The following is a 20,999-nucleotide window of genomic DNA, read 5'->3' as shown; positions in this document are numbered from 1 at the left end:
TGGATTTTATGTATGCAAAAATATACAAAAACACGGACGAGACGCCATGCCCATTTCCAAGGTCAATTCGCAGGCCTATGCGGCCTACACCGAGATCAAGCGCCGCATCCTGGCCGGCCTGTTCACGCCGACCGACCGCCTGCGCGAGATCGAGGTCGCGCAGTTGCTGGAAATGGGCCGCACGCCGGTGCGCGAAGCGCTCAAGCGCATCCAGGATGAAGGCCTGATCACGCACGAACCCGGCCGCGGCCTGGTGGTCACGACCATGAGCCAGCAGGAAGTGGGCGAGCTGTATGCGATGCGGCAGGTGCTCGAAGGCGCGGCCGCCGCGCTGGCCGCGCGCCATGCCTCCGACGCCGAGATCCTGCACATGCAGACCATCCTCGACGACGGCGATGCCGGCGACGCGGTGGCGCAGAACCTGGACTTTCACCAGGCCATCTACAGCGCCGCGCACAACCGCTATCTGATCCGATCGCTGCAGTCGCTCACCGACACCACCTATCTGCTGGGACGCAGCACGCTGAGCTCGCCCGAGCGGGTGGGCCAGTCCAACGAAGAGCACAACGCCATCGTGGCCGCGATCCGCGCGCGCGATCCCGTGCGCGCCGAGGCCGCCGCACAGCACCACATCAACCAGGCCCTGCTGGAACGACTGAAGATGCTGCGCCAGGGATAAAGCCCGGCATCACGGAGACAAAAAAATGTGGAAGCACCTGCGAGCCCGCCTGGCGGCGGGCCTGGGCCTTGTTTTGCCCGCGATTTGTGTCGGCGCCCCCGCCGCCGGCGCGTTTCCCACTCAGCCCATCACGCTTGTCGTGCCGTTCGCCCCGGGCGGCGGCACCGACAGCATTGCGCGCGATCTGGCCCGCACGCTCGCCGAGCGCCTGGGCCAGCCGGTGGTCGTGGAGAACCGCGGCGGTGGCGGCGGCTCGATCGGCGCGGCGCTGGTCGCGAATGCCCGCCCCGACGGCCACACGCTGCTGTTCGCGACCTCCACCTTCGTCACCAACGCGGCCGCCGGCATCGCCACCAGCTACGACGTGCAGCGCTCCTTCGCGCCCGTGGCCATGCTGGGCCGCGGCCCGCTGCTGGTCGTCACCAGCAAAGACCTGGGTCTCAAGAGCGTGGCCGACCTGCGGGCGCGCGCCGCGAAAGAAAGCCTGAACTACTGCTCGGCCGGCAACGGCAGCATCAACCACCTCACGGGCGAACTCTTCACGCAGCAGGCCAGGGTCGAGATGACCCATGTGCCCTACAAGGGCAGCGGTCCCGCCACCGTGGATCTGCTCGCGGGCCGGGTGCAGGTGTTCTTCGCCACGGTGCCCACGATGCTGTCGCAGGTGAAGGAGAACCGGGTCGACCTGCTGGCCGTGACCGGCAAGACCCGTTCGCCCCTGTTTCCGGACACGCCCACGCTGGACGAGGCCGGCGTGCCCGGCTTCGACATCACGACCTGGTGGGGCGTGCTGGCGCCGGCCGACACGCCGAAGCAGGTCGTGGCAACGCTGAACAACGCCATCAACGAGGCCGCCGCGGACCCGCGCGTGAAGGACCGCCTGACGCACGAAGGCGCGCAGACGCTGCGCGGCACGCCGGATGACTTCGGAAAGGCGCTGGGCGAAGAGCTCACGCTCTGGCGCGAGGTGGTGCGCAAGTCCGGCATGCAACTGAACTGAGCGACAGCACAAGGAGACACGCCATGACGCACTTCACCTGCTCACGCCGGCAACTGCTGCGCGCCGGCGCGGCCAGCGCCCTGCTCGCGCTGGCGCCACGGCTGCACGCGCAGTCGGCCTGGCCCGCCAAACCCGTGACGCTCATCGTGCCGTACGCCCCCGGCGGCCAGGGCGACGTGTTCGCCCGCATTCTCGCCGAGCAGCTGGGCAAGCGTTACGGCCAGAGCTTCATCGTGGAGAACCGCCCCGGCGCATCGGGCGCGCTCGGCGCACGCCTGGTGCTGCGCGCAGCGGCCGACGGCTATACGCTCATGCTCGGGCAGACCGGCGAGATCGCGGTCAATCCGTACGCCATGAAAGCGCCGGGCTACGACCCGCTGAAGGAATTCGCGCCGGTGATTCTGGTGGGCGACTCGCCGCTGGTGCTGGCCGTGCCGCAGCAGTCGCCCTATGCCGACCTGCCCGCGCTGCTCGCGGCCGCGCGCGCCCAACCCGACAAGATCGTCTATGCGTCGTCGGGCACGGCTACGCCCGGCCACCTGGCGGCCGCCGCGCTGGCGCTGGCGACGCAGACGCGTCTGATCCACGCGCCGTACAAGGGCGCGGGTCAGGCCATGACCGACCTGCTCGGCGGGCACGTGGACTGCTTCTTCTCGAGCGCATCGGCCGCCATGCCGCACGTCAACGCGGGCCGCCTGCGCGTGCTGGCGGTGTCCTCGCGCGAGCGGCTCGCCATCCTGCCGCAGGTCCCCACCGTGGCCGAGGCGACCGTGCCTGGCTTCCAGTTCAGTCTGTGGGGCGGCGTGTTTGCGCCCGCAGCCACCCCGGCCGCCATCCTCGACGACCTCAACCGCAGCCTCAATGCCATACTGGCCGATCCGGCGATCAAGTCGCGCCTGGAGAGCGACGGCGCCGCGGTGCGGCCGAACGACCGGCCCGAGTTCGCGCGCTTCGTGCAAGCCGAAGCCCTGAAATACCAGCGCCTGGTGCAAGCCACCGGCGTGAAGATCGATTGACCTCCCTCCCCCTACCGGAAGCCCCTCATGAAAATCATCGTTCTGCCCGGCGACGGCATCGGCCCTGAAACCATGGCGGTCGCCGTGGACGTACTGCAAGCCGCCTCCGAGCGCTTTGGCCTGGGCCTGCAGCTCGACTTCGACGTGGCCGGCCACGACAGCCTCAAGCAGCATGGCGCGACCGTCACGCCCGCCCTGCTCGACAAGGTCAAGGCGGCCGACGGCCTGATGCTCGGCCCGATGGCGACCTTTGAATTCAAGGATGCGTCGCGCGGCGAGATCAATCCGTCGATGTGGTTCCGCAAGCATCTGGACCTGCACGCCAACATCCGCCCCGCCCGCACCTACCCCGGCATGCAGGCGCGCCTGGGCGAGTTCGATCTGGTGGTCGTGCGCGAGAACACCGAAGGCTTCTATGCCGATCGCAACGTCGAATCGGGCGGCAGCGAAATGCTCATCACCCCCGACGTGGTGGTGTCGCTGCGCCGGATCACGCGACTGTGCTGCGAGCGGATCGCGCGCTCGGCCTTCGAGCTGGCCATGACGCGCAAGAAGCACGTCACCATCGTGCACAAGGCCAACGTGCTGAAGCTGGGCGATGGCATGTTCATCGACACCTGCCGCGAGGTCGGCAGGGCGTTCCCGGAGGTGACCATCGACGACGTGATCGTCGACGCGATGATGGCGCATGTGGTGCGCGCGCCGCAGCGCTACGACGTGATCGTGACCACCAATATGTTCGGCGACATCCTCTCCGACCTCACCGCCGAACTCTCCGGCAGCCTGGGTCTGGGCGGCTCGCTCAATGCCGGCCGCGACTATGCCATGGGCCAGGCCGCGCACGGCTCCGCGCCCGACATCGCGGGTCAGAACATCGCCAACCCGGCCTCGCTGATCCTGTCGGCCGCCATGCTGCTCAACTGGCACGGCAACAAGCGTGGCGACGCGCGCTTCCAGCAGGCCGCCGCCGCGATCGAAGCCACGCTGGCCGACACCATCGCCGCGCACGAGTGCACGCGCGACGTGGGCGGCACGCTGGGCACCCGGGAAGCCGGCGCGGCATTCCTCAAGCGTCTGACGGCCCGCTGATGAACGCGCCCCCCCTGCCCGCGCTGACCTGCGACTGCCACGTCCATATCATCGGGCCGCAGGCCGACTACGCCATGCTGCCCGACCGGCACTACACCCCGCCTGAGGCGCACCTGGACCAACTGCGCGCGCATCTGAGCGCGCTGGGCGCAAGCCGCGCCGTCATCGTGCAACCCAGTGTCTACGGCACTGACAACCGCCTGCTGCTCGACAGTCTGGCGGCGCTCGGCGAAGACGCCCGAGGCGTGGCCGTGCTGGACGACGACGCCGACGACGACACGCTCGTGCGTCTGCACGATGCGGGCGTGCGCGGCCTGCGGATCAATCTCGAGAGCGTGGGCGCCAGCGATCCGGCCCGCGTCACGCGGGCGCTGTCGCAGTGGGGCACGCGCCTGCGCGGTCAGGGCTGGCACCTGCAGGTGTATGCCTCGCATGGCGCGATCGCGCAGGCGGCGCCCGCGCTGGGCGCGCTGGGCGTGCCGGTGGTGCTGGATCACTTCGCCATGCTGCCGCCCGACGTGGCGCTCGAATCGGTCCGGCCCATCCTGGACCTGATCGCCTCCGGCGCGGCCTACGTCAAGCTGTCGGCGGCGTACCGCATCGGCACCGACGCCGAGGCCGTCGCCACCCTCGCGCAGCGGCTGGTGGCGCTGCGGCCCGATCGCATGCTGTGGGCGAGCGACTGGCCACATACCAACCGCACGCCCGGCGCGGCAGCCACCACGGTCAGCCCCTATCGGGAGATCGGCACCGATCACTTGCTGGGCGAAGTGGCCGCCTGGCTTCCCGACGACGCCGTCCGCCGTGAGGTGCTGGTGGACAATCCGGCCCGGCTCTACGCCTTCTGAGCGATCGCTCGGCCAAAAAGAAAGCGGCTCCCGAAGGAGCCGCTTTTTCGTTCAGGCCCCCGCCGTGAACCACCGGCACAGGCGCGTGCCCCGGATCAACCCAGCCAGACGCGCGCGTTGCGGAAGAAGCGCATCCAGGGCGTGTACACACCGCCGGCATCGCGCTCGCCCCACTGCTCGGGCGCCCACGACATCATCACGTTGCGCGTGACGCGCTCCGGATGCGGCATCAGCACCGTGAAGCGGCCGTCCTGGGTCGTGACCGAGGTCAGGCCCTGCGGGCTGCCGTTGGGGTTGAAGGGATAGGCCTCGGTGACCTTGCCGTGGTTGTCGATGTAGCGAGCGGCGGCCAGCACGCGGCTGGCGTCCCCCTGCTGCGAGAAGTCGGCATAGCCCTCGCCGTGCGCCACGGCCACCGGGATACGCGCGCCTTCCATGCCGGCGAAGAAGATCGACGGCGACGACTGCACCTCGACCAGCGACAGGCGGGCTTCGTACTTCTCGGACTGGTTGCGCGTGAAGCGCGGCCAGAACTCGGCGCCCGGGATCATCGGCGCCAGGGCCGCCATCATCTGGCAGCCATTGCACACGCCCAGCGCGAAAGTGTCGGGACGCGCGAAGTACGCGGCGAACTGATCCGACAGCTTGCTGTTGAAGCGGATCGTGCGGGCCCAGCCTTCGCCGGCGCCCAGCACGTCGCCGTACGAGAAGCCGCCCACGGCCACGAGCCCCTGCATGCCGTTCAGGTCGATGCGGCCCGACAGCAGATCGGTCATGTGGACGTCGACCGCTTCAAAGCCCGACGTGTCGAAAGCCCAGGCCATTTCGACCTGGCTGTTGCAACCCTGCTCGCGCAGGATGGCCACGCGCGGACGCTTGCCGGTGGCGATGAACGGCGCGGCCACGTCCTCTTGCGGGTCGAACGCCACACGCGGCGACAGGCCCGGATCCTTGGTGTCGTTCCAGGTATCGAACTCGGCCTGCGCGCAGGCGGGATTGTCGCGGCGGGCCATGATGCGGTGGCTGACCTCGCTCCAGGCGCGACCGAGATCGGCGCGCGGCTGGCTCCAGATCTTTTTGCCATCGCGATAGAACTCGACCTCGTCGGCGGCGTTCAGGCCGCCGATCACATGCGAGTGGGCCGACAGACCGGCGCCACGCAGCACCTGCATAACGGCGTCGCGCTGCGCGGCCGGCACCTGAATCACGGCGCCGGCTTCTTCGGAGAAGAGCGCCTTGAGCGTGAGCTCGTCGCGCTGCACGGCCACCTGCTCGGGACGGATCTTGTAGTCGCCCCAATCGGCCGAATTCGGATCGAAGGTGAGCATGTCGAGGTTGACCGAGATACCGGTACGGCCGGCGAAGGCCATCTCGGTCAGCGTGGCGAACAGGCCGCCATCGGAACGGTCGTGGTAGGCCAGGATCGTGCCGGCTTCGGCCAGCGTGCGGATCGTGACGAAGAACGTGCGCAGATCCTGTGCCACATCGATGTCGGGCACGGTCTCGCCGACCTGGTTGTAGGTCTGTGCGAGGATCGAGCCGCCCATGCGATGCTGGCCACGGCCGAGGTCGATCAGGATCAGCACGCTGTCGCCCGCGTCGGTGCGCAGCTGCGGCGTGAGGCTGGCGCGCACGTCGGTGACCGGCGCGAACGCGGTGACCACGAGCGACACCGGCGCGACCACGTCACGCTTCTCGCCGTCTTCGGTCCAGGTGGTTTTCATCGACAGCGAGTCTTTGCCGACCGGGATCGACAGGCCCACGGCCTGGCAGATCTCGCTGACGGCCGACACGGTGTCGTACAGCGCGGCATCCTGCCCCGCCACGCCGCAGGCCGCCATCCAGTTGGCCGACAGCTTGATGTCTTCGAGGCGTGCCACATCGGCCGAGACCAGGTTGGTCAGGGCTTCGGCCACCGCCATGCGGCCCGACGCGGGCGCGTCGAGCATGGCGATCGGGGTACGCTCGCCCATGGCCATGGCTTCGCCGCGCACACCCTCGTAATCGGCGAGCGTGACGGCGGCGTCGGCCACCGGCACCTGCCACGGGCCGACCATCTGGTCACGGCTCGACAGGCCACCCACCGTGCGGTCACCGATGGTGATGAGGAAGGTCTTGTTGGCCACCGTGGGGTGGCGCAGCACGCGATAGGCGGCCTCGGTGAGGTCGATGCCGGCCAGATCCAGCGGCGCGCTCACGCCGGGCTGGCGCTGCACGTCGCGCGTCATGCGCGGCGGCTTGCCCAGGATCACGTCGATCGGCACATCCACCGGACGAACTTCGTCGGCGCCCTGCGGACGGATGGCGTCCAGGCCCGGCAGGCCTTCGCCATCGACCACGCGCAACTGGCGCTCTTCGGTCGCGACGCCCACCACCGCGTAGGGGCAGCGCTCGCGCTTGGCGATCGCGTCGAAGCGGTCGAGGTCGTGCGGCTGGATCGCGAGCACGTAGCGCTCTTGCGATTCGTTGCTCCAGATCTCGGCGGGCGACATGCCCGACTCTTCGAGCGGGACACGCTTGAGGTCGAACGTGGCGCCACGGCCGGCGTCGTTGACCAGCTCGGGGAATGCGTTGGACAGACCGCCCGCGCCCACGTCGTGGATCGCCAGGATCGGGTTGGACTCGCCCAGCTGCCAGCAGCGGTCGATCACTTCCTGCACACGACGCTCGAGCTCGGGGTTGCCACGCTGGACCGAGTCGAAATCGAGCTCGGCCGAGTTGCTGCCCACGCTCATGCTCGAGGCGGCGCTGCCGCCCATGCCGATACGGAAGCCCGGGCCGCCCAGCTGCACCAGCAGCGCGCCCGGCGGCAGCGGATCTTTGTGCGTGAGGCCCGCGTCGATGCTGCCCAGGCCGCCCGCGATCATAATGGGCTTGTGATAGCCCCAGCGCGTGCCGCCGGCGGTTTGTTCGAAGGTGCGGAAGTAGCCCAGCAGGTTGGGACGGCCGAATTCGTTGTTGAACGCGGCGCCGCCCAACGGGCCGTCGATCATGATCGACAGGGGGCTGGCGATGCGGTCGGGCAGGCCGTGGTGGTCGGCCTCCCAGGGATTGAGGGCGTCGTCGAAACGCAGGTGCGACACGGTGAAGCCCGTGAGGCCGGCCTTGGGCTTGGAGCCACGGCCGGTGGCGCCTTCGTCGCGGATCTCGCCGCCCGCGCCGGTGGCCGCGCCGGGGAACGGCGCGATCGCGGTGGGGTGGTTGTGGGTCTCGACCTTCATCAGCGTGTGCACGAGCGCGTCGCGGCGCACGTAGCGCGCGGCGTCGGCGCCCTCGCCCGCGATGCCGGGCACGCCGGCCTGGAAGCGCTGCGCCTGGCCGCCTTCCATGATGGCGGAGTTGTCGGAGTAAGCCACCACCGTGCCGGCGGGCTGGGCCTTGTGCGTGGCGCGGATCATGCCGAACAGCGTGTTGGGCTGCTCCGTGCCGTCGATCACCCATTGAGCGTTGAAAATCTTGTGGCGGCAGTGTTCGCTGTTGGCCTGCGCGAACATCATCAGCTCGACGTCGGTCGGATCGCGGCCCAGCTCGGTGAACGAGGTGGTCAGGTAATCGATCTCATCGTCGGAGAGCGCGAGGCCCAAGCTCACGTTGGCCTGTTCGAGGGCGCCACGGCCCTCGGCCTTGACGGCCACGGTGCGCATGGGCTTGCCGGCCAGCGGCGTGAACAGCGTCTGGCCGTCGAAATCGCCCTGCACCACGGTTTCGGTCATGCGATCGTGCAGACAGTCGGCGGCGCGCGCCAGCATGTCGGCATCGATGCTCTTCGCACCCAGAAGCCCGCGCTCGGGCGTGATCACGTAGCGCACGCCGCGCTCGACGCGGCGCACCGCGGCCAGACCGCAGTTGCGGGCGATGTCGGTGGCTTTGGAGGCCCACGGCGAAATCGTGCCCAGACGCGGGATCACCAGCAGCTCGAGCTGCTTGGCGGCGGGTTCGGCGCTGTACGGCGTGCCGTAATCGAGCAGTTGCACGAGGTGTTGCTGAGCCTCGGCCGACAGCTCGCTGTCGGTGTGGACGAAATGCTCGTAGCGGGCGGAGACGTCGGCTACCGGCAGACCGGCCTTTTTCAGTTGTGCAAGCAGGCGCTCGCGACGAAACGGGGAAAGAACCGAGGAACCGGGCAGATGCTGGACTAGGGACACGATGCGGGCGCCGTTGGGGAGGTGGAGATCAAAACGGGATTTTACCTTCTTATGGGGTAAACCCCGGGGCTGCTCGACCCGGGTTGTCCCTGGGATGGGGCCGACGTTACAAAATTGTGGCCGGCAGGCGCCCCGGTTGTTGTTGCGTTGCCGCAATCCCGGCGCTTCGCTGCGCCCCGTGAAGTTCTCCCATGACAACGAGCGAAGCGCGCCGCCCCGCCGCCGCGGGCAATGTCCGAAAGTCGGCGCGGGACCGGGTTTTCTTGCTGCCACGCAGCATGTTGCAGCGCGCCCCACCCGCGGGAAAACACGAGCTATCGGCCGTCCGGGCCGGCGGTAGGATGCACCGTCCCTTCTTTACCAGCCGTCCCATACGCTGTTTGCGATGCAACGCTCCGACGCTCCCGACGAACCCGTCGAACCCATCATCGCCCCCGAGCCCGACCCCGCCGTGAAGGTGCCGCTGGCCTTCGAGGACTGGCTCGCCGTGATCCTGCTGGCGCTGCTCGCCCTGATCACCTTCGGCAATGTGCTGGTGCGCTACTTCACCGATCAGTCGTTCGCCTGGACTGAAGAGATTTCCGTGTTTCTGCTGATCGTGCTGACGATGGCCGGCGGCAGTATTGCTTTCGTCCGCAACCATCACATCCGCATCGAGATCCTGGCCGACAACGGCTCGGCGCGGCGTCAGCGCGTGATGGGCCTGATCGCCAACGGCTGCGTGCTGGCCTTCTTCGCCCTGCTCACCGTGCTGTCCGCCCGGCTGGTATGGGATGAGTACCGCTTCGAAGAAACCTCGCCCGCGATCGGCCTGCCGACGTGGTGGTATTCGATCTGGCTGCCGCTGATGGCCGCGGTGATCACGCTGCGGGTGCTCGGCATCGTGATCCGGCTGGCGCGAGGACAGGCCAAATGATCGTCACGCTGCTGTTCGTGATCTTCATCGCGCTGATGGTGATCGGCGTGCCGGTCGGCGTGGCGCTGGGCCTGGCCGGCACCGTGGCCATCGCGCTGGCCAACCAGGACGTGCCGTGGTTCGGCCTGCTGGCCGTGCCGCAGAACTTCTACGCCGGGCTGGCCAAGTATCCGCTGCTGGCCATTCCGATGTTCGTGCTGGTGGGCTCGATCTTCGATCGATCCGGCGTGGCCAAGCGGCTGGTGAACTTCGCGATCGCCATCGTCGGACGCGGCCCGGGCATGCTGCCGCTGGTGTCGATCCTGGTGGCGATGTTCCTGGGCGGGATCTCCGGCTCGGGCCCCGCCTGCGCGGCGGCCGTAGGCGCGGTGATGATCAGCGCCATGTCGCGCGCCGGCTATCCGCGCCCCTACTCCGCTTCGGTCGTGGCGGCGGGCGCCGCCACCGACATCCTGATTCCGCCGTCCGTGGCGTTCATCATCTACTCGGTGCTGGTGCCGGGCGCGTCGGTGCCGGCGCTGTTCGCCGCCGGCATGATCCCCGGCATCCTGGCCGGCGTGGCGCTGATCGTGCCGGCCGTGTGGCTGGCGCGCCGCCACGGCATGGGCAAGCTCGAGGCCCACCTGCCGCGCCCGCCTTTCTGGGCCAGCCTGCGCGAAGCCCTGTGGGGTCTGGCCGCGCCGGTGCTGATCCTGGGCGGCATGCGCATGGGCTGGTTCACGCCGACGGAAGCGGCGGTGGTGGCGGTGTTCTACGGCCTGTTCGTCGGCATGTGCATCCACCGCACGATCTCGGTGCGCGACCTGTTCCCGATCCTGCGCGAAGCGGCCGAGCTGTCGGCCGTGATCATGATGGTGGTGACGCTGGCCGGCATTTTCGCGTGGTCGCTGTCCACCCTGTCGGTGATCGACCCGATCACCCAAGCCATCGTGAATTCCGGCCTGGGCGAGTACGGCGTGCTGGCCTTGCTGATCGCGCTGCTGATGACCGTGGGCATGTTCCTCGACGGCATCTCGATCTTCCTGATTTTCGTGCCGCTGCTGCTGCCGATCGCCAACGCCTATGGCTGGGATCCGGTGTGGTTCGGCGTGATCCTCACACTGAAGGTGGCGCTGGGCCAGTTCACCCCGCCGCTGGCCGTAAACCTGATGGTGTCGTGCCGCATTGCCCAGGTGCCGATGGAAACCACCGTGCGCTATGTGGTGTGGTTGCTGGCGGGAATGTTCATGGTGCTGCTGGCCGTGCTGGCGTTTCCGCAACTCGCGCTCTGGCTGCCGCATCGCCTGGGCTACTGATTCATCTATGAAAGACCGCGGGCGGCCCGGGCCGGCCCCAAAGAGTCGATAACTGGAGGAGAACCCATCATGAAGATCCGTCTGTTGCTCGCCGCGCTGGCCTGCGGCGCCGCCGCCCTCACCGCGCCGGCGCATGCGCAAAACTACAAGGCCGAATACAAGCTCTCCATCGTGGTGGGCACCTCGTTCCCGTGGGGCCAGGGCGCCGAGATCTGGTCCAAACTGGTGCGCGAGCGCACCGATGGCCGCATCAACATCAAGGTCTATCCGGGTACCTCGCTGGTCCAGGGCGACCAGACGCGCGAGTTCACCGCCATTCGCCAGGGCGTGATCGACATGGCCGTGGGTTCGACGATCAATTGGTCGCCGCAGGTCAAACAGCTCAACCTCTTCTCGCTGCCCTTCCTGATGCCCGACTACGCCGCGATCGACGCGCTGGTGCAGGGCGAGGTGGGCAAGGAGATGTTCAAGCACATCGAGAAGGCCGGCGTCGTGCCGCTGGCCTGGGGCGAAAACGGCTATCGCCAGCTGAGCAACTCCAAGCGTGAGATCAAGCAGCCTTCCGACATGAAGGGCATGAAGCTGCGCGTGGTGGGCTCGCCGCTGTACATCGACACCTTCACCGCGCTGGGCGCCAACCCCACCCAGATGAGCTGGGCCGATGCGCAACCCGCGCTCGCCAGCGGCGCCGTCGACGGCCAGGAAAATCCGCTGTCGATCTACACCGGCTCCAAGCTCTACACCGTGGGCCAGAAGTACCTGACGCTCTGGAATTACGTGGCCGACCCGCTCATCTTCGTGGTCAACCGCGACGTGTGGAACTCGTGGAGCGAGAAGGATCGCGAGATCGTGCGCCAGGCCGCGCTGGACGCGGGCAAGCAGGAAATCCAGATCGCCCGCAAAGGCGTGACGCCCGAGGATCCCTCGCTGCTGAAAGAGATTTCCGGCTTTGGCGTGACCGTGACCTCGCTCGACGCGGGCCAGCATGCCGCCTTCGTCGCCGCCACCAAGCCCGTTTACGACAAGTGGAAGAAGACCATCGGCGAAGACCTGGTCACGATGGCCGAGAAGTCCATCGCCGCACGCAAGAAATAAGCAGCAGCCCAAGGGGAACGGCGGCCGGCGCGTTGCGCAAGAGCCGCCAACGCAAGGAAGGGGCGTAAACCCTGCCAACGCCGCGGGCGCCAGTCACAAGCTGGCGCCCGTTTTTTTGCCGGACGCCGGCATTGCGAACCGCGCCCCATGGCCGCGGCAACCCACTGCGCGACCCGGATGAGACGCCGCGCGCGTGGGCCGCTCAGTCTTTGGGCTCGGGGTAGCGCACCTCGAGGATATCGAGCTCCTGCACGCCGCCCGGCGTGCGCAGCACCACGGTCTCGCCCTCGCGCGCCTTGGTGAGGGCGCGCGCCACCGGCGAGATCCAGCTGATCTTGCCCGCCAGCGGCTCCGCCTCGTCGACCCCCACGATGGTGACGGTGTACTCCTCGCCATCCTGGTCGGAGTAGTGCACGGTGGCGCCGAAAAACACCTGATCGCGGTTGGGCTGCGAGGCCGCGTCGACCACCTCGGCCACATCGAGCCGTTTGGTCAGAAAGCGCATGCGACGATCGATCTCGCGCAGGCGCTTCTTGCCATACAGATAATCGCCGTTTTCCGAGCGGTCGCCGTTGGACGCCGCCCAGGACACGATCTGCACCACCGACGGACGCTCCACGTTCATCAGATGCGCGAGCTCGTCGCGCAGCCGGTGATAGCCCTCGGGCGTCATGTAGTTGCGCGTGCCCTTGGGCAGTGCCTGGGCCTCGGGCAGATCATCGTCGTCGTCGTTGTCCGACTCTTTGACAAAAGCCTTGTTCATACGCGATTGAATGTGACGTGGCCGGATCGCATGCGCGCGCCGGCCGGGGTTCGTTCAGAGCCAGTCGTGCCAGACCGGCTTGAGATCGGGAGGCAGGTTGGGCAGGCTGCCGAGATCGGCCTTGCTCTCGCCCAACCGGTGAAAATCGGAGCCGCGCGAGGCCAGAAAGCCATAGTGACGCGCGACCTGCGCATACTGGCGGGCCTCATCGGCGGTATGGCTGCCGGTGACCACCTCGATGCCCTCGCCGCCCAGCTGCAGGAATTCGTCGAACAGCGCCGCGAACTGCACCGGCGTGTACTTGTAGCGGCCGGGATGCGCGATCACGGCGCGGCCGCCCGCGCCCCGGATCCAGCCCACCGCCTCGGCCAGCGTTGCCCACTGCATGGGCACATGGCCCGCGCAGTCGTCGCCGAGATACTTGTTGAAGACGGTCTGCACGTCGGGGCAGAAGCCGGCGTCCACCAGATAGCGCGCAAAGTGCGTGCGGCTGATCAGTTCGGGGTTGCCGGCATACGGCAACGCGCCCTCGTAGGCGCCCGGCATGCCCATCGCGGCCAGCCGCTCGCCGATCTGCTTGGCGCGGCCCGCCCGGCCCGCGCGCGTGTGGCGCAGGCCCTCGACCAGGCCGGGGTTGGTTTCGTCGAAATTGAGGCCGACGATATGCACCGTGACCTTGCTCCAGGTGACCGAAATCTCGGCGCCCGTGAGATATCGCAGGCCCAGCGCCTCGGCCGCGCGGCGCGCCTCGGCAATGCCGCCGACTTCGTCGTGATCCGTGAGGGCCCAGACATCGACGCCGTTGGCGCGCGCACGCCTGGCCACGTCGGCCGGCGCCATGGCGCCGTCGGAAACCGTGGAATGGCAATGCAGATCGATGTTGAGTTGGGCAGCAGTCATGCACCTATTGTAGGAGCCTGCGCGGCGGGAGGCGAGCGCGGCGGCCGCGCGGGCCGCTGGCCCCGTCCCCCGGGCCGCTCGCCGGCCCCTCTCAGCCCCGCAGGAACGCCTCGACCGGCGCGATCTGCGCGTCGCTCATGAGCGTGGGCGCATGCCCGGCCTCGGGCACCTCGAGCAGACGGGCACGCGGGTTGCGCGCCAGCATCTCCTGGGCGGTGTCGGAGGTGAGCAGGTCGGAGTGCTGGCCGCGCAGGATCAGCACCGGGCAATCCAGCGCGTCGTAGGCGTGCCACAACAAGCGCTCGCCCTCGGCATAGGCCTGCGCGCCGGCCTGAGACCCCGCCTGCAAAGCCAGGGTGGCGGAAATGGCGGGATCGTAGGCCCGGACCCAGCGCCCTTCGCCGTCGCGCACATAGCCATGCTCTGCGAGCTCGCGCCACTCGTCGTCGGTGTGCGGCCCGTAGGCGGCGCACGCGATGCGGGTGGCGGCGACGGCTTCGTCGAAGGTGGCGAACGACGCAGACGTGCCCACGCCGCCGATGATGCGGTCGAGGGCCGGCTGCGCGAGGCGCGGGCCCACGTCGTTGAGCACCATGCGGTCGATGCGGATGTCGCGCTCGGCCGGCAACGCACCGGCGTGCGGATGCGCCGCGTGGGCGGCGCGGGCAAACGCCAGCGCGCCGGTCAGCCCCAGGCCGATCAGGCCGCCCATCGATGTGCCGACCCACGACAGGCGCGCGGGGTTGACCCGCGCGATCAGCGTCATCATGTCGGACACGTATTGCGGCACGTTGTAGAGCGCCGGACTTGCCAGCCAGTCGGATTGGCCGCGGCCCGCGACGTCGGGGCAGATCACCCGAAAGCGATCCGCCAGCCGCCGGGCCAGGCGGTCGAAGTCGCGCCCGTTGCGCGTGAGGCCGTGCACGCACAGCAGCACGTCGCGGTTGGACGGATCGCCCCACTCCCAATAAGCCATCCGATGAAAGCCCATGGGGCTTACGCAGGTGACGACTTCCAGGCGGGGATCCAGCGACATGGGGGCTCCTGTGCGCGCGGCACGCGCCACCGGAAGTGGCGGCGCGGGCGGCATACCGCAGGCATCTTACCGCCGCGGCCAGGCTTGCGGAGTGGGCGCCGGCGGATACCGGACACCCCGACGTCCGCCCGCGTGCTTTATTGCGCCTTGATGCCGGCGCGTCTGGCGATCTCGGCGAAGCGCGGCGTTTCTTGAGCGATCACCGATGCGACGCCGGCGCCATCCATCGGCGTGGCTTCGAAACCCGTGGCCTGCAACTGCGCGCGCGTGTCCTTGTCGGCCAGCGCGGCGGCGATCGCGCGGTCCAGCTTGCTCACCACCTCGGGCGGCGTGCCGCGGGGCGTGAAGACCGCGATCCAGGTATCCATGGCCACATCGGGATAGCCGGATTCGGCCACCGTGGGCACGTCGGGCAGGAAGCTGGAACGCTGCGCGGTCGTGACCGCGAGCGCCTTGATCTTGCCCGACTTGATCTGCGGCAGTGCCGCCACGACAGTGTCGAACAGGATCGGAATCTGTCCGCCGATGAGGTCGGTCATGGCCGGCGAGCTGCCCTTGTACGGAATGTGCGTCATGCGCGTGCCGGCGGCTTCCTGGAACATCTCGCCGGCGAAGTGCGAGACCGTGCCGATGCCGAACGAGCCATAGGAAAACTTGTCGCCAACCTTGTTTGCCGCCGCAACCAGTCCTTTGACGTCGGAGTACGGCTCGTTGGCGTTGGCCACCAGGACGAGCGCCGCGCGGCCCACCATGCCCACCGGCTGGAAATCCTTGGCGGGATCGTAAGGCAGCTTGTCGTAGACGGCAGGATTGACCGTGAACGTGGTGCCGGAGCTCATCAGCAGCGTGTACCCATCGCGAGGGGCCTTGGCCACATACTGCGCGCCGAGGATCGTGCCCGCGCCCGCGCGGTTTTCCACGATGATGGTCTGATTGAGCTCCTGTCCCAGCCGTTTTGCGAGGATGCGGCCCAGCACGTCGCCCGCGCCGCCCGGCGGATACGGCACGACCAGCTGGATCGGCCGCTCGGGGTAACCGGCGGCCTGCGCGGCGCCGCCCGCCATGACCAGGCCGATCGCGGCGCCGGCCGCGATGAACTTGCTGCGTTGCTTGAACATGGTGTTCCCCTTGTTGTTCATGGATGCTGCAGAAGTGGTGGGCAGTGCCGCGACGCGGCCTGCCGACGTGGCTCAGTGACCGGCGCGCAACCGGGCGGGTCGCAGCAGATCGGGGTTCACCCCTTCGCGAGCCAGCGCGTCGGACAGGCCATCGCCCAGCACCAGGCCGCTCGCCAGTTCGGACACCCCGGCGGCCGACTGAATGCCGTAGCCGCCCTGCGCCGCCAGCCAGAAGAAGCCGGGCTGTACGTCGTCGTAGCCGATGACCAGATCGCCGTCGGCCACGAACGAGCGCAACCCCGCCCACACGTGCGAGGGACGGCGGATGGCCAGGGTGGTGGCGGTCTCGATGTGGTAAATGCCGGTGGCCACGTCGAGCTCCTCGGCCACCACATCGTGAGGCGCCACCGGGTCGGCATTGGCCGGCGAGCCCAGCAGCTGACCCGCGTCGGGCTTGAAGTAAAAGCTCTCGTCGATGCCGACGACCGCCGGCCAGGCCGCGATCTCGGCGCCCTCGGGCGCGGCAAACGTGAACGCGCTGCGACGGCACGGCTGCAGACCCACGGGCTGAACGCCGCAGAGCGCCGCCACCTCGTCGGCCCACGCACCGGCCGCGTTGACCAGCAGCGGCGCGCTCGCGGTCGAGCCGTCGCTCAGGCGCAGCACCCAGCCACTGTCGGCCCACTGGGCTTCGCGCAGCTCGGCGTTGCAGCGCAGCTCGGCACCGGCGCGTCGGGCACCGCGCAGAAAGCCCTGATGCAGAGCGTGCACGTCGAGATCGCGCGCCTCGGGTTCGAACATCGCCCCGGCGGCAACCGCCTCGGGGCGCAGACAGGGCACACGCTCGAGCGCCTCGGTGGGCGTGAGGCGCCGCACATTGGCTGCCCGCGCGGATGCAGCGACGATTGCCGCCTCGAGCTCGTCGCGCTGCTCCTCATTGGCGATGTAGAGGCAGCCGCGTTCGTGCAGCAGCTCGGCCTCGGTGAACCCCGTGGGCGGACGCTCGTAAAAGGCGCGGCTGGCACGCGTGAGGGCCTGAATCTGCGCGGTGCCGTACGTTTCCATGAACATCGCGGCCGACCGGCCGGTGGAGTGATAGCCCGGCTGACTTTCGCGCTCGAGCATCAGCACGCGCCGGTGGCCGGCCAGCCGGTACGCCAGCGACGCACCCGCGATCCCCGCCCCCACAATCACCACATCAAAATCCTGCGCACGCATCGTCGGCCTCGTATTGCCTAATTTCTCGGATATGAGAATTCTCAAATATGACAAAATGGCCGTCAATGGTCACAATGGCTAAATCCCAGGTTTTGCACGGGTTTAAGGGAAAGTCCCGAGACCCTGTCCCCAACGAAACGATGCGCGCCTCCTCGCCCGCCCCGCTTTCCCCCGACATCCTCGCCGACCGCAAAAGCCTCGGCATGCGCCTGCGCGCCTTGCGCAAGACGGCCGGGTTCACGCTGCGCGAGCTGTCCGACCGGACTGGCGTGGCCTTGTCCACGCTGTCCAAGATGGAACTGGGCCAGGTCTCGATCAGCTACGAGAAATTCGCGGCGGTAGCCCGCGCGCTCGAGGTCGACATCGGTCAATTGTTCGGGCCGGCCCAGCGCACCACCGAGGCGCCCGGGCCGCTGCGCACCACGATCGACGACGCGCCCGGTTATCACACGGGCCCGTACGACTACAAGCTTCTGGCCGCGCAGTACCCCGCTCGCACCATGACACCCATGTACGGCCGTATCCTGGCCCGGGGTCCGGAGGCGTTCGACGGCTTCGTGCGCCACGCGGGGCAGGAGTTTTTGATGGTGCTGTCGGGCGAGCTGGAGATCCGCTTCGAGACAGGCGAATCGCTGATTCTGGCCCGCAACGAGACGGCCTACTTCGATAGCGGCATCGGTCACATGTACCTCACGCGCAGCAGGACGCCCGCGGAGGTGATGGTGGTGATGAGCGATGCGGCCGGGGTCGCCGGGATCGCCGGTGTGGCCGGTGTGACCGGGGTCGCCGGGGTCGCGCCGATACTGGAGGCCGCCCCTGAAAAACCGACGCCGCGGCGCAAGGCGAGTAAGGCGCCGCAGCGTGCCGGGCTTAAAAGCGCGTGATGAAGTAAACCTTCTTCACGCGCTCGTCCACTTCCCAGTGGCCCGTGTAGCCCTCCGGCATGACGAACGCGGTGCCCGGCGTGAGCGCGTGCACGGTGCCATCGGGGTCCACGAGGCGCGCCGCGCCCTCCAGGATGTAGCCAAACTCGACATAGCCGGTCGTGTTCGACTGGAACGTGCCGGCGGAGCTCTCCCAAATTCCCGACTCGACCTTGCCTTCGCGCGCCTCGAACGCGGTCTGCGACAGAAACGCCGCGTCGCCGGTGAGCGGGCGGCGCGGCTTGCCGGCCACCGGGTTGGACATCGCGCCGGTCGGGATCAACACGGCGTGGCTGGACGAATCTGCGCTCATGACGGCATCCTGCATGATTGACGAAAGCGCAAGTGTAGCCACATCGCGCGCTCATCCGGCCGGGTCGCGATGCCAGTAGCGCCGCCCCGCCTCGCGCTGCGCCTCCACCGCCAGGCCCGCGCCGGCGGAGCGCACCGTGATCGCGCCATCGCGATCCGTGCGCCAGGCGTGCGTTTCCTGCGCGCGCCAGCGCGCGACCACCGCGGCCGTCGGATGGCCATAGCGGTTGCGGTAGCCGGCCTGGAACACCACATGTGCGGCACTGGCCGCGCGCACCAGCTCCGGACCGGACGAGGTGTTGGAGCCGTGATGCGCGGCCAGCACCAGATCGGTAGCGGGCAGCGCAGCCGCCAGCCGCGCTTCGTACTCGCGCGGAATATCCCCCGGCAGCAGCACCGAATGATGGGCGCCCTCCACGCGCAGCACACAACTGCGCGCGTTGGTCGACGCGGGTCCCAGCCCCGCGGGCGGATGCAGAAATGTGAAGCGCACGTCGTCCACCACCCAGGCCTGCCCGGCCATGCATGGCGATACCGTCTCCGGTAACGGAGGCTCGAGGTCGCCGAACGACTCGGCACGTTGACGCAATTGCTGCGCGCGCCAGCGGGCCAGGTCGAACGACGCATAGGCCGTGCGCACCGGCATGGCTTGCAGCAACGCCATCGCGCCGCCCACATGGTCCATGTCGGCATGCGACAGCACCAGGGTGTCCAGCGCCCGCACGCCCAACGCCCGCAACACCGGCACCACCATACGCTCGCCGGCGTCCCAGCCATCGGGCGATAGGGGTCCCGTGTCGTAGACCATGACGTGACGCGCGGTGCGCACGATCACGGCCGTGCCTTGGCCGATATCGAGCGCATGCAGCGTCCAGTCGCCAGGCGCGGGCGCCGGCGCGCGCCACAGCACCAGCGGCGCCAGCGCCGTCCAGCCCCACGCGCGACCGGGCCACCCCGGCGCCTGCAGGGCCCACACGACGCCCGCGCATGCCGCCAATACCCATGGCCATGGCGCCGATGCCACGGCCAGGCTCGCATGCTCGTATCCCGCCATCCATTCCATCAAGGCCATGACCACCCTCGCCAGCCCATCGGCCGGCCACGCCAGCCCCCACGCGACAGCGCCGGCCCACGGCCAGACAGCGCCTACGGCGGCGAACATCGCCACACCCAGGGCCAGCGGCGTCACCAGCATGCTCACCACCGGAATCGCGATCGCATTGGCCACGGGCGACACCAGCGACAATTGCTGCGTCCACCACGCCAACAGCGGCACCATCCCCAGGGTAATGACCGCCTGCGTCCGGCCGAACATGCGCACCCCACGCCACGCCCGCGCCAGGCGGCCCTGGGGCAGCGGCTCTTGCCACACCGCCATCAGCACCGCCACCGCGCCGAACGACAGCCAGAAGCCCGGCGACAGCGGCGCCCACGGGTCGAACACCACCACCACGGCCGCCGCCAGCGCCAGCCCGCGTCCGCGCGACAAGGGCCAGCGCAAACACACCGCCACCCCGAACGCCGCCAGCATGAAGAACGTGCGCCGCGTCGGCACGCTCCAGCCCGCCAGCAGCGAGTACGCGCCGGCCACCAGCACCGTCACCACCATGCCGACCACGCTGGCCGGCTGCCACACACAACACGCCCGGCCGCGCCACCGCAGCCGCCGCCACACCCGGCTCGCCAGCCACCCCGCCACGCCCGCCACCAGGCTCACATGCAAGCCGCTGATGCTCACGAGATGCGTGATGCCCGTGCGATTGAACAGATCCCAGTCGGACCGCGAAATCCCCGAGCCATCGCCCAGCGCCAGCGCCACCAGCAGCGGCCCCTGCCGCATCTCGCCCAGCACCGCCTGCATGCGCTCGCGCGCGACGTGCCGCAGCCGCTCCACCGCAATCGAAAAACTCGCCCACGGCATGTCGTCCACGCGCGCCGGATTACCGCGCACCGACGCCAGCATCCGCACCCCCGCCGCGAACCAACGACCCTCCTGGTCCGGCAGGAAAGGATTGAGCGCGGCATAAGGCTGCCGCACCACCAGCGTCATGTTCCAACGTTGCCCGGGCGCGGGCGTCGGCACCGGCCGGGTATCACCCGGCAGCGCACGCCACGTCACGAGCGCCTGGCGCGGCAAGCCGGCATGCCGCGGCGCATCGATCTCCGCCATGAAGCGGCGCGACCGATCATCGCCTTGCGTGAGCGTGAGAATGCGGGCGGAGGCGACGACGATCTGCTGCTCCAGATGCGCCGGCACAGATTGCGCGAGGCGCGGGAGCGCCTGAGCGATGGCGTTGAGCGTGCCGAGCGCGATACCCAGGCAGCACGCGATGACGAGCCCCAAGATGGCGCCGTGCCGGCTCACGCGCGGCCTCGTGCGCAGGCACGCCAGCAACACGGCAGCGCCCAGCGCCCAGGCGGCGAGTGCCCCGGCATGCCAGAGCGACGCCTGCACCTGCACGATCCCGGCGCCCGCCACCAGCCCCACCATCACCGCCCTGCCCCGCATCGGCGCCTCCTTTGTCAGGAGGTCGAGGCTAGCGGGGCGGGTGGGGTTTGGGGGTGCGGTGGGAGGTTGTTGGCCGGTGGGGGGTGCCGAGGGTGTCGGCGGAATGGGCGCTGATGTTTAGCGCCAAGCTGAATCCA

General features: G+C 68.9%; 17 protein-coding genes. 9 read left to right on the top strand and 8 right to left on the bottom strand.

From position 1 onward, the window contains the following. Positions 1–46 precede the first annotated feature (46 nt). The 5 genes from CEK29_RS08525 to CEK29_RS08505 are packed head-to-tail and all read left to right on the top strand — an operon-like array spanning position 47 to position 4,632. Positions 47–679 (top strand): GntR family transcriptional regulator, encoded by a 633-nt coding sequence (locus CEK29_RS08525; RefSeq protein ID WP_094799173.1) that lies wholly within the window; start codon positions 47–49, stop codon positions 677–679. Positions 680–704: 25 nt separating this feature from the next. Beyond that, positions 705–1,679 carry a Bug family tripartite tricarboxylate transporter substrate binding protein gene (locus CEK29_RS08520; RefSeq protein ID WP_094857832.1) on the top strand — a complete coding sequence of 325 codons (975 nt, stop codon included), beginning with the start codon at positions 705–707 and terminating at the stop codon, positions 1,677–1,679. 23 nt (positions 1,680–1,702) lie between these two features. After that, on the top strand, positions 1,703–2,695 hold the full coding sequence (locus tag CEK29_RS08515; protein WP_094857831.1) for a Bug family tripartite tricarboxylate transporter substrate binding protein: 993 nt from the start codon (positions 1,703–1,705) through the stop codon (positions 2,693–2,695). Positions 2,696–2,722: 27 nt separating this feature from the next. Then, on the top strand, positions 2,723–3,784 hold the full coding sequence (locus tag CEK29_RS08510; RefSeq protein WP_094857830.1) for an isocitrate/isopropylmalate dehydrogenase family protein: 1,062 nt from the start codon (positions 2,723–2,725) through the stop codon (positions 3,782–3,784). Next, positions 3,784–4,632, top strand: a complete 849-nt coding sequence (locus CEK29_RS08505) for an amidohydrolase family protein (protein ID WP_255176103.1) — start codon at positions 3,784–3,786, stop codon at positions 4,630–4,632. The genes CEK29_RS08510 and CEK29_RS08505 overlap by 1 nt, the downstream gene beginning before the upstream one ends. Before the next feature lie 95 nt (positions 4,633–4,727). On the opposite strand, the gene purL is transcribed toward CEK29_RS08505, so the two are convergent. Further along, entirely contained in the window at positions 4,728–8,777 is a 4,050-nt protein-coding gene (purL, locus tag CEK29_RS08500) for a phosphoribosylformylglycinamidine synthase (protein ID WP_094857829.1), read from the bottom strand. A gap of 385 nt (positions 8,778–9,162) precedes the next feature. Between purL and CEK29_RS08495 the strand changes: the two genes are divergently transcribed. The 3 genes from CEK29_RS08495 (at position 9,163) to CEK29_RS08485 (ending at position 12,083) form a co-directional block, all read left to right on the top strand. Further along, positions 9,163–9,693 carry a TRAP transporter small permease gene (locus CEK29_RS08495; protein ID WP_094799168.1) on the top strand — a complete coding sequence of 177 codons (531 nt, stop codon included), beginning with the start codon at positions 9,163–9,165 and terminating at the stop codon, positions 9,691–9,693. Continuing rightward, a complete protein-coding gene (locus CEK29_RS08490; protein WP_094857828.1) occupies positions 9,690–10,988 on the top strand; it encodes a TRAP transporter large permease in 1,299 nt (432 codons plus the stop codon). Before CEK29_RS08495 ends, CEK29_RS08490 begins: the two co-directional genes overlap by 4 nt. A gap of 69 nt (positions 10,989–11,057) precedes the next feature. Next, positions 11,058–12,083, top strand: coding sequence for a DctP family TRAP transporter solute-binding subunit (locus CEK29_RS08485; RefSeq protein WP_094799166.1), 1,026 nt, complete (start codon positions 11,058–11,060; stop codon positions 12,081–12,083). Positions 12,084–12,285: 202 nt separating this feature from the next. Here CEK29_RS08485 and greB read toward each other — a convergent pair whose 3' ends face one another. From greB to CEK29_RS08460, 5 genes are all read right to left on the bottom strand, one after another. After that, a complete protein-coding gene (greB, locus tag CEK29_RS08480; RefSeq protein ID WP_094799165.1) occupies positions 12,286–12,846 on the bottom strand; it encodes a transcription elongation factor GreB in 561 nt (186 codons plus the stop codon). A gap of 54 nt (positions 12,847–12,900) precedes the next feature. After that, positions 12,901–13,746 carry a 3',5'-nucleoside bisphosphate phosphatase gene (locus tag CEK29_RS08475; RefSeq protein ID WP_094799164.1) on the bottom strand — a complete coding sequence of 282 codons (846 nt, stop codon included), beginning with the start codon at positions 13,744–13,746 and terminating at the stop codon, positions 12,901–12,903. A 91-nt stretch (positions 13,747–13,837) separates the two neighbouring features. Further along, positions 13,838–14,782, bottom strand: a complete 945-nt coding sequence (locus tag CEK29_RS08470; protein WP_094857827.1) for an alpha/beta fold hydrolase — start codon at positions 14,780–14,782, stop codon at positions 13,838–13,840. 137 nt (positions 14,783–14,919) lie between these two features. Further along, a complete protein-coding gene (locus CEK29_RS08465) occupies positions 14,920–15,921 on the bottom strand; it encodes a Bug family tripartite tricarboxylate transporter substrate binding protein (protein ID WP_255176102.1) in 1,002 nt (333 codons plus the stop codon). Between the two features lie 51 nt (positions 15,922–15,972). Beyond that, on the bottom strand, positions 15,973–17,118 hold the full coding sequence (locus CEK29_RS08460) for an NAD(P)/FAD-dependent oxidoreductase (protein WP_094857826.1): 1,146 nt from the start codon (positions 17,116–17,118) through the stop codon (positions 15,973–15,975). 140 nt (positions 17,119–17,258) lie between these two features. Here CEK29_RS08460 and CEK29_RS08455 point away from each other — a divergent pair, with 140 nt between their 5' ends. After that, positions 17,259–18,002, top strand: coding sequence for a helix-turn-helix domain-containing protein (locus CEK29_RS08455; RefSeq protein ID WP_094857825.1), 744 nt, complete (start codon positions 17,259–17,261; stop codon positions 18,000–18,002). Here the strand turns inward: CEK29_RS08455 and CEK29_RS08450 are convergent. Both CEK29_RS08450 and CEK29_RS08445 read right to left on the bottom strand, forming a co-directional pair. Beyond that, a complete protein-coding gene (locus CEK29_RS08450) occupies positions 17,989–18,354 on the bottom strand; it encodes a cupin domain-containing protein (protein ID WP_094799462.1) in 366 nt (121 codons plus the stop codon). The genes CEK29_RS08455 and CEK29_RS08450 overlap by 14 nt on opposite strands. A gap of 51 nt (positions 18,355–18,405) precedes the next feature. After that, positions 18,406–20,862, bottom strand: coding sequence for a DNA internalization-related competence protein ComEC/Rec2 (locus CEK29_RS08445; protein ID WP_094857824.1), 2,457 nt, complete (start codon positions 20,860–20,862; stop codon positions 18,406–18,408). Between the last annotated feature and the right edge of the window lie 137 nt (positions 20,863–20,999).

The organism is Bordetella genomosp. 5 (assembly GCF_002261475.1).
Lineage (GTDB): Bacteria > Pseudomonadota > Gammaproteobacteria > Burkholderiales > Burkholderiaceae_B > Bordetella.
This window is presented reverse-complemented; position numbering and strand designations above follow the sequence as displayed.

Coding starts and splice junctions, on each gene's coding strand:
- CEK29_RS08450 (WP_094799462.1), bottom strand. CDS start 18,354: ATGAGCGCAGATTCGTCCAGCCACGCCGTGTTGATCCCGACCGGCGCG.
- CEK29_RS08520 (WP_094857832.1), top strand. CDS start 705: ATGTGGAAGCACCTGCGAGCCCGCCTGGCGGCGGGCCTGGGCCTTGTT.
- CEK29_RS08515 (WP_094857831.1), top strand. CDS start 1,703: ATGACGCACTTCACCTGCTCACGCCGGCAACTGCTGCGCGCCGGCGCG.
- CEK29_RS08470 (WP_094857827.1), bottom strand. CDS start 14,782: ATGTCGCTGGATCCCCGCCTGGAAGTCGTCACCTGCGTAAGCCCCATG.
- CEK29_RS08475 (WP_094799164.1), bottom strand. CDS start 13,746: ATGACTGCTGCCCAACTCAACATCGATCTGCATTGCCATTCCACGGTT.
- CEK29_RS08455 (WP_094857825.1), top strand. CDS start 17,259: ATGCGCGCCTCCTCGCCCGCCCCGCTTTCCCCCGACATCCTCGCCGAC.
- CEK29_RS08465 (WP_255176102.1), bottom strand. CDS start 15,921: ATGAACAACAAGGGGAACACCATGTTCAAGCAACGCAGCAAGTTCATC.
- greB (WP_094799165.1), bottom strand. CDS start 12,846: ATGAACAAGGCTTTTGTCAAAGAGTCGGACAACGACGACGACGATGAT.
- CEK29_RS08495 (WP_094799168.1), top strand. CDS start 9,163: ATGCAACGCTCCGACGCTCCCGACGAACCCGTCGAACCCATCATCGCC.
- CEK29_RS08510 (WP_094857830.1), top strand. CDS start 2,723: ATGAAAATCATCGTTCTGCCCGGCGACGGCATCGGCCCTGAAACCATG.
- CEK29_RS08525 (WP_094799173.1), top strand. CDS start 47: ATGCCCATTTCCAAGGTCAATTCGCAGGCCTATGCGGCCTACACCGAG.
- CEK29_RS08445 (WP_094857824.1), bottom strand. CDS start 20,862: ATGCGGGGCAGGGCGGTGATGGTGGGGCTGGTGGCGGGCGCCGGGATC.
- CEK29_RS08485 (WP_094799166.1), top strand. CDS start 11,058: ATGAAGATCCGTCTGTTGCTCGCCGCGCTGGCCTGCGGCGCCGCCGCC.
- CEK29_RS08460 (WP_094857826.1), bottom strand. CDS start 17,118: ATGCGTGCGCAGGATTTTGATGTGGTGATTGTGGGGGCGGGGATCGCG.
- CEK29_RS08505 (WP_255176103.1), top strand. CDS start 3,784: ATGAACGCGCCCCCCCTGCCCGCGCTGACCTGCGACTGCCACGTCCAT.
- CEK29_RS08490 (WP_094857828.1), top strand. CDS start 9,690: ATGATCGTCACGCTGCTGTTCGTGATCTTCATCGCGCTGATGGTGATC.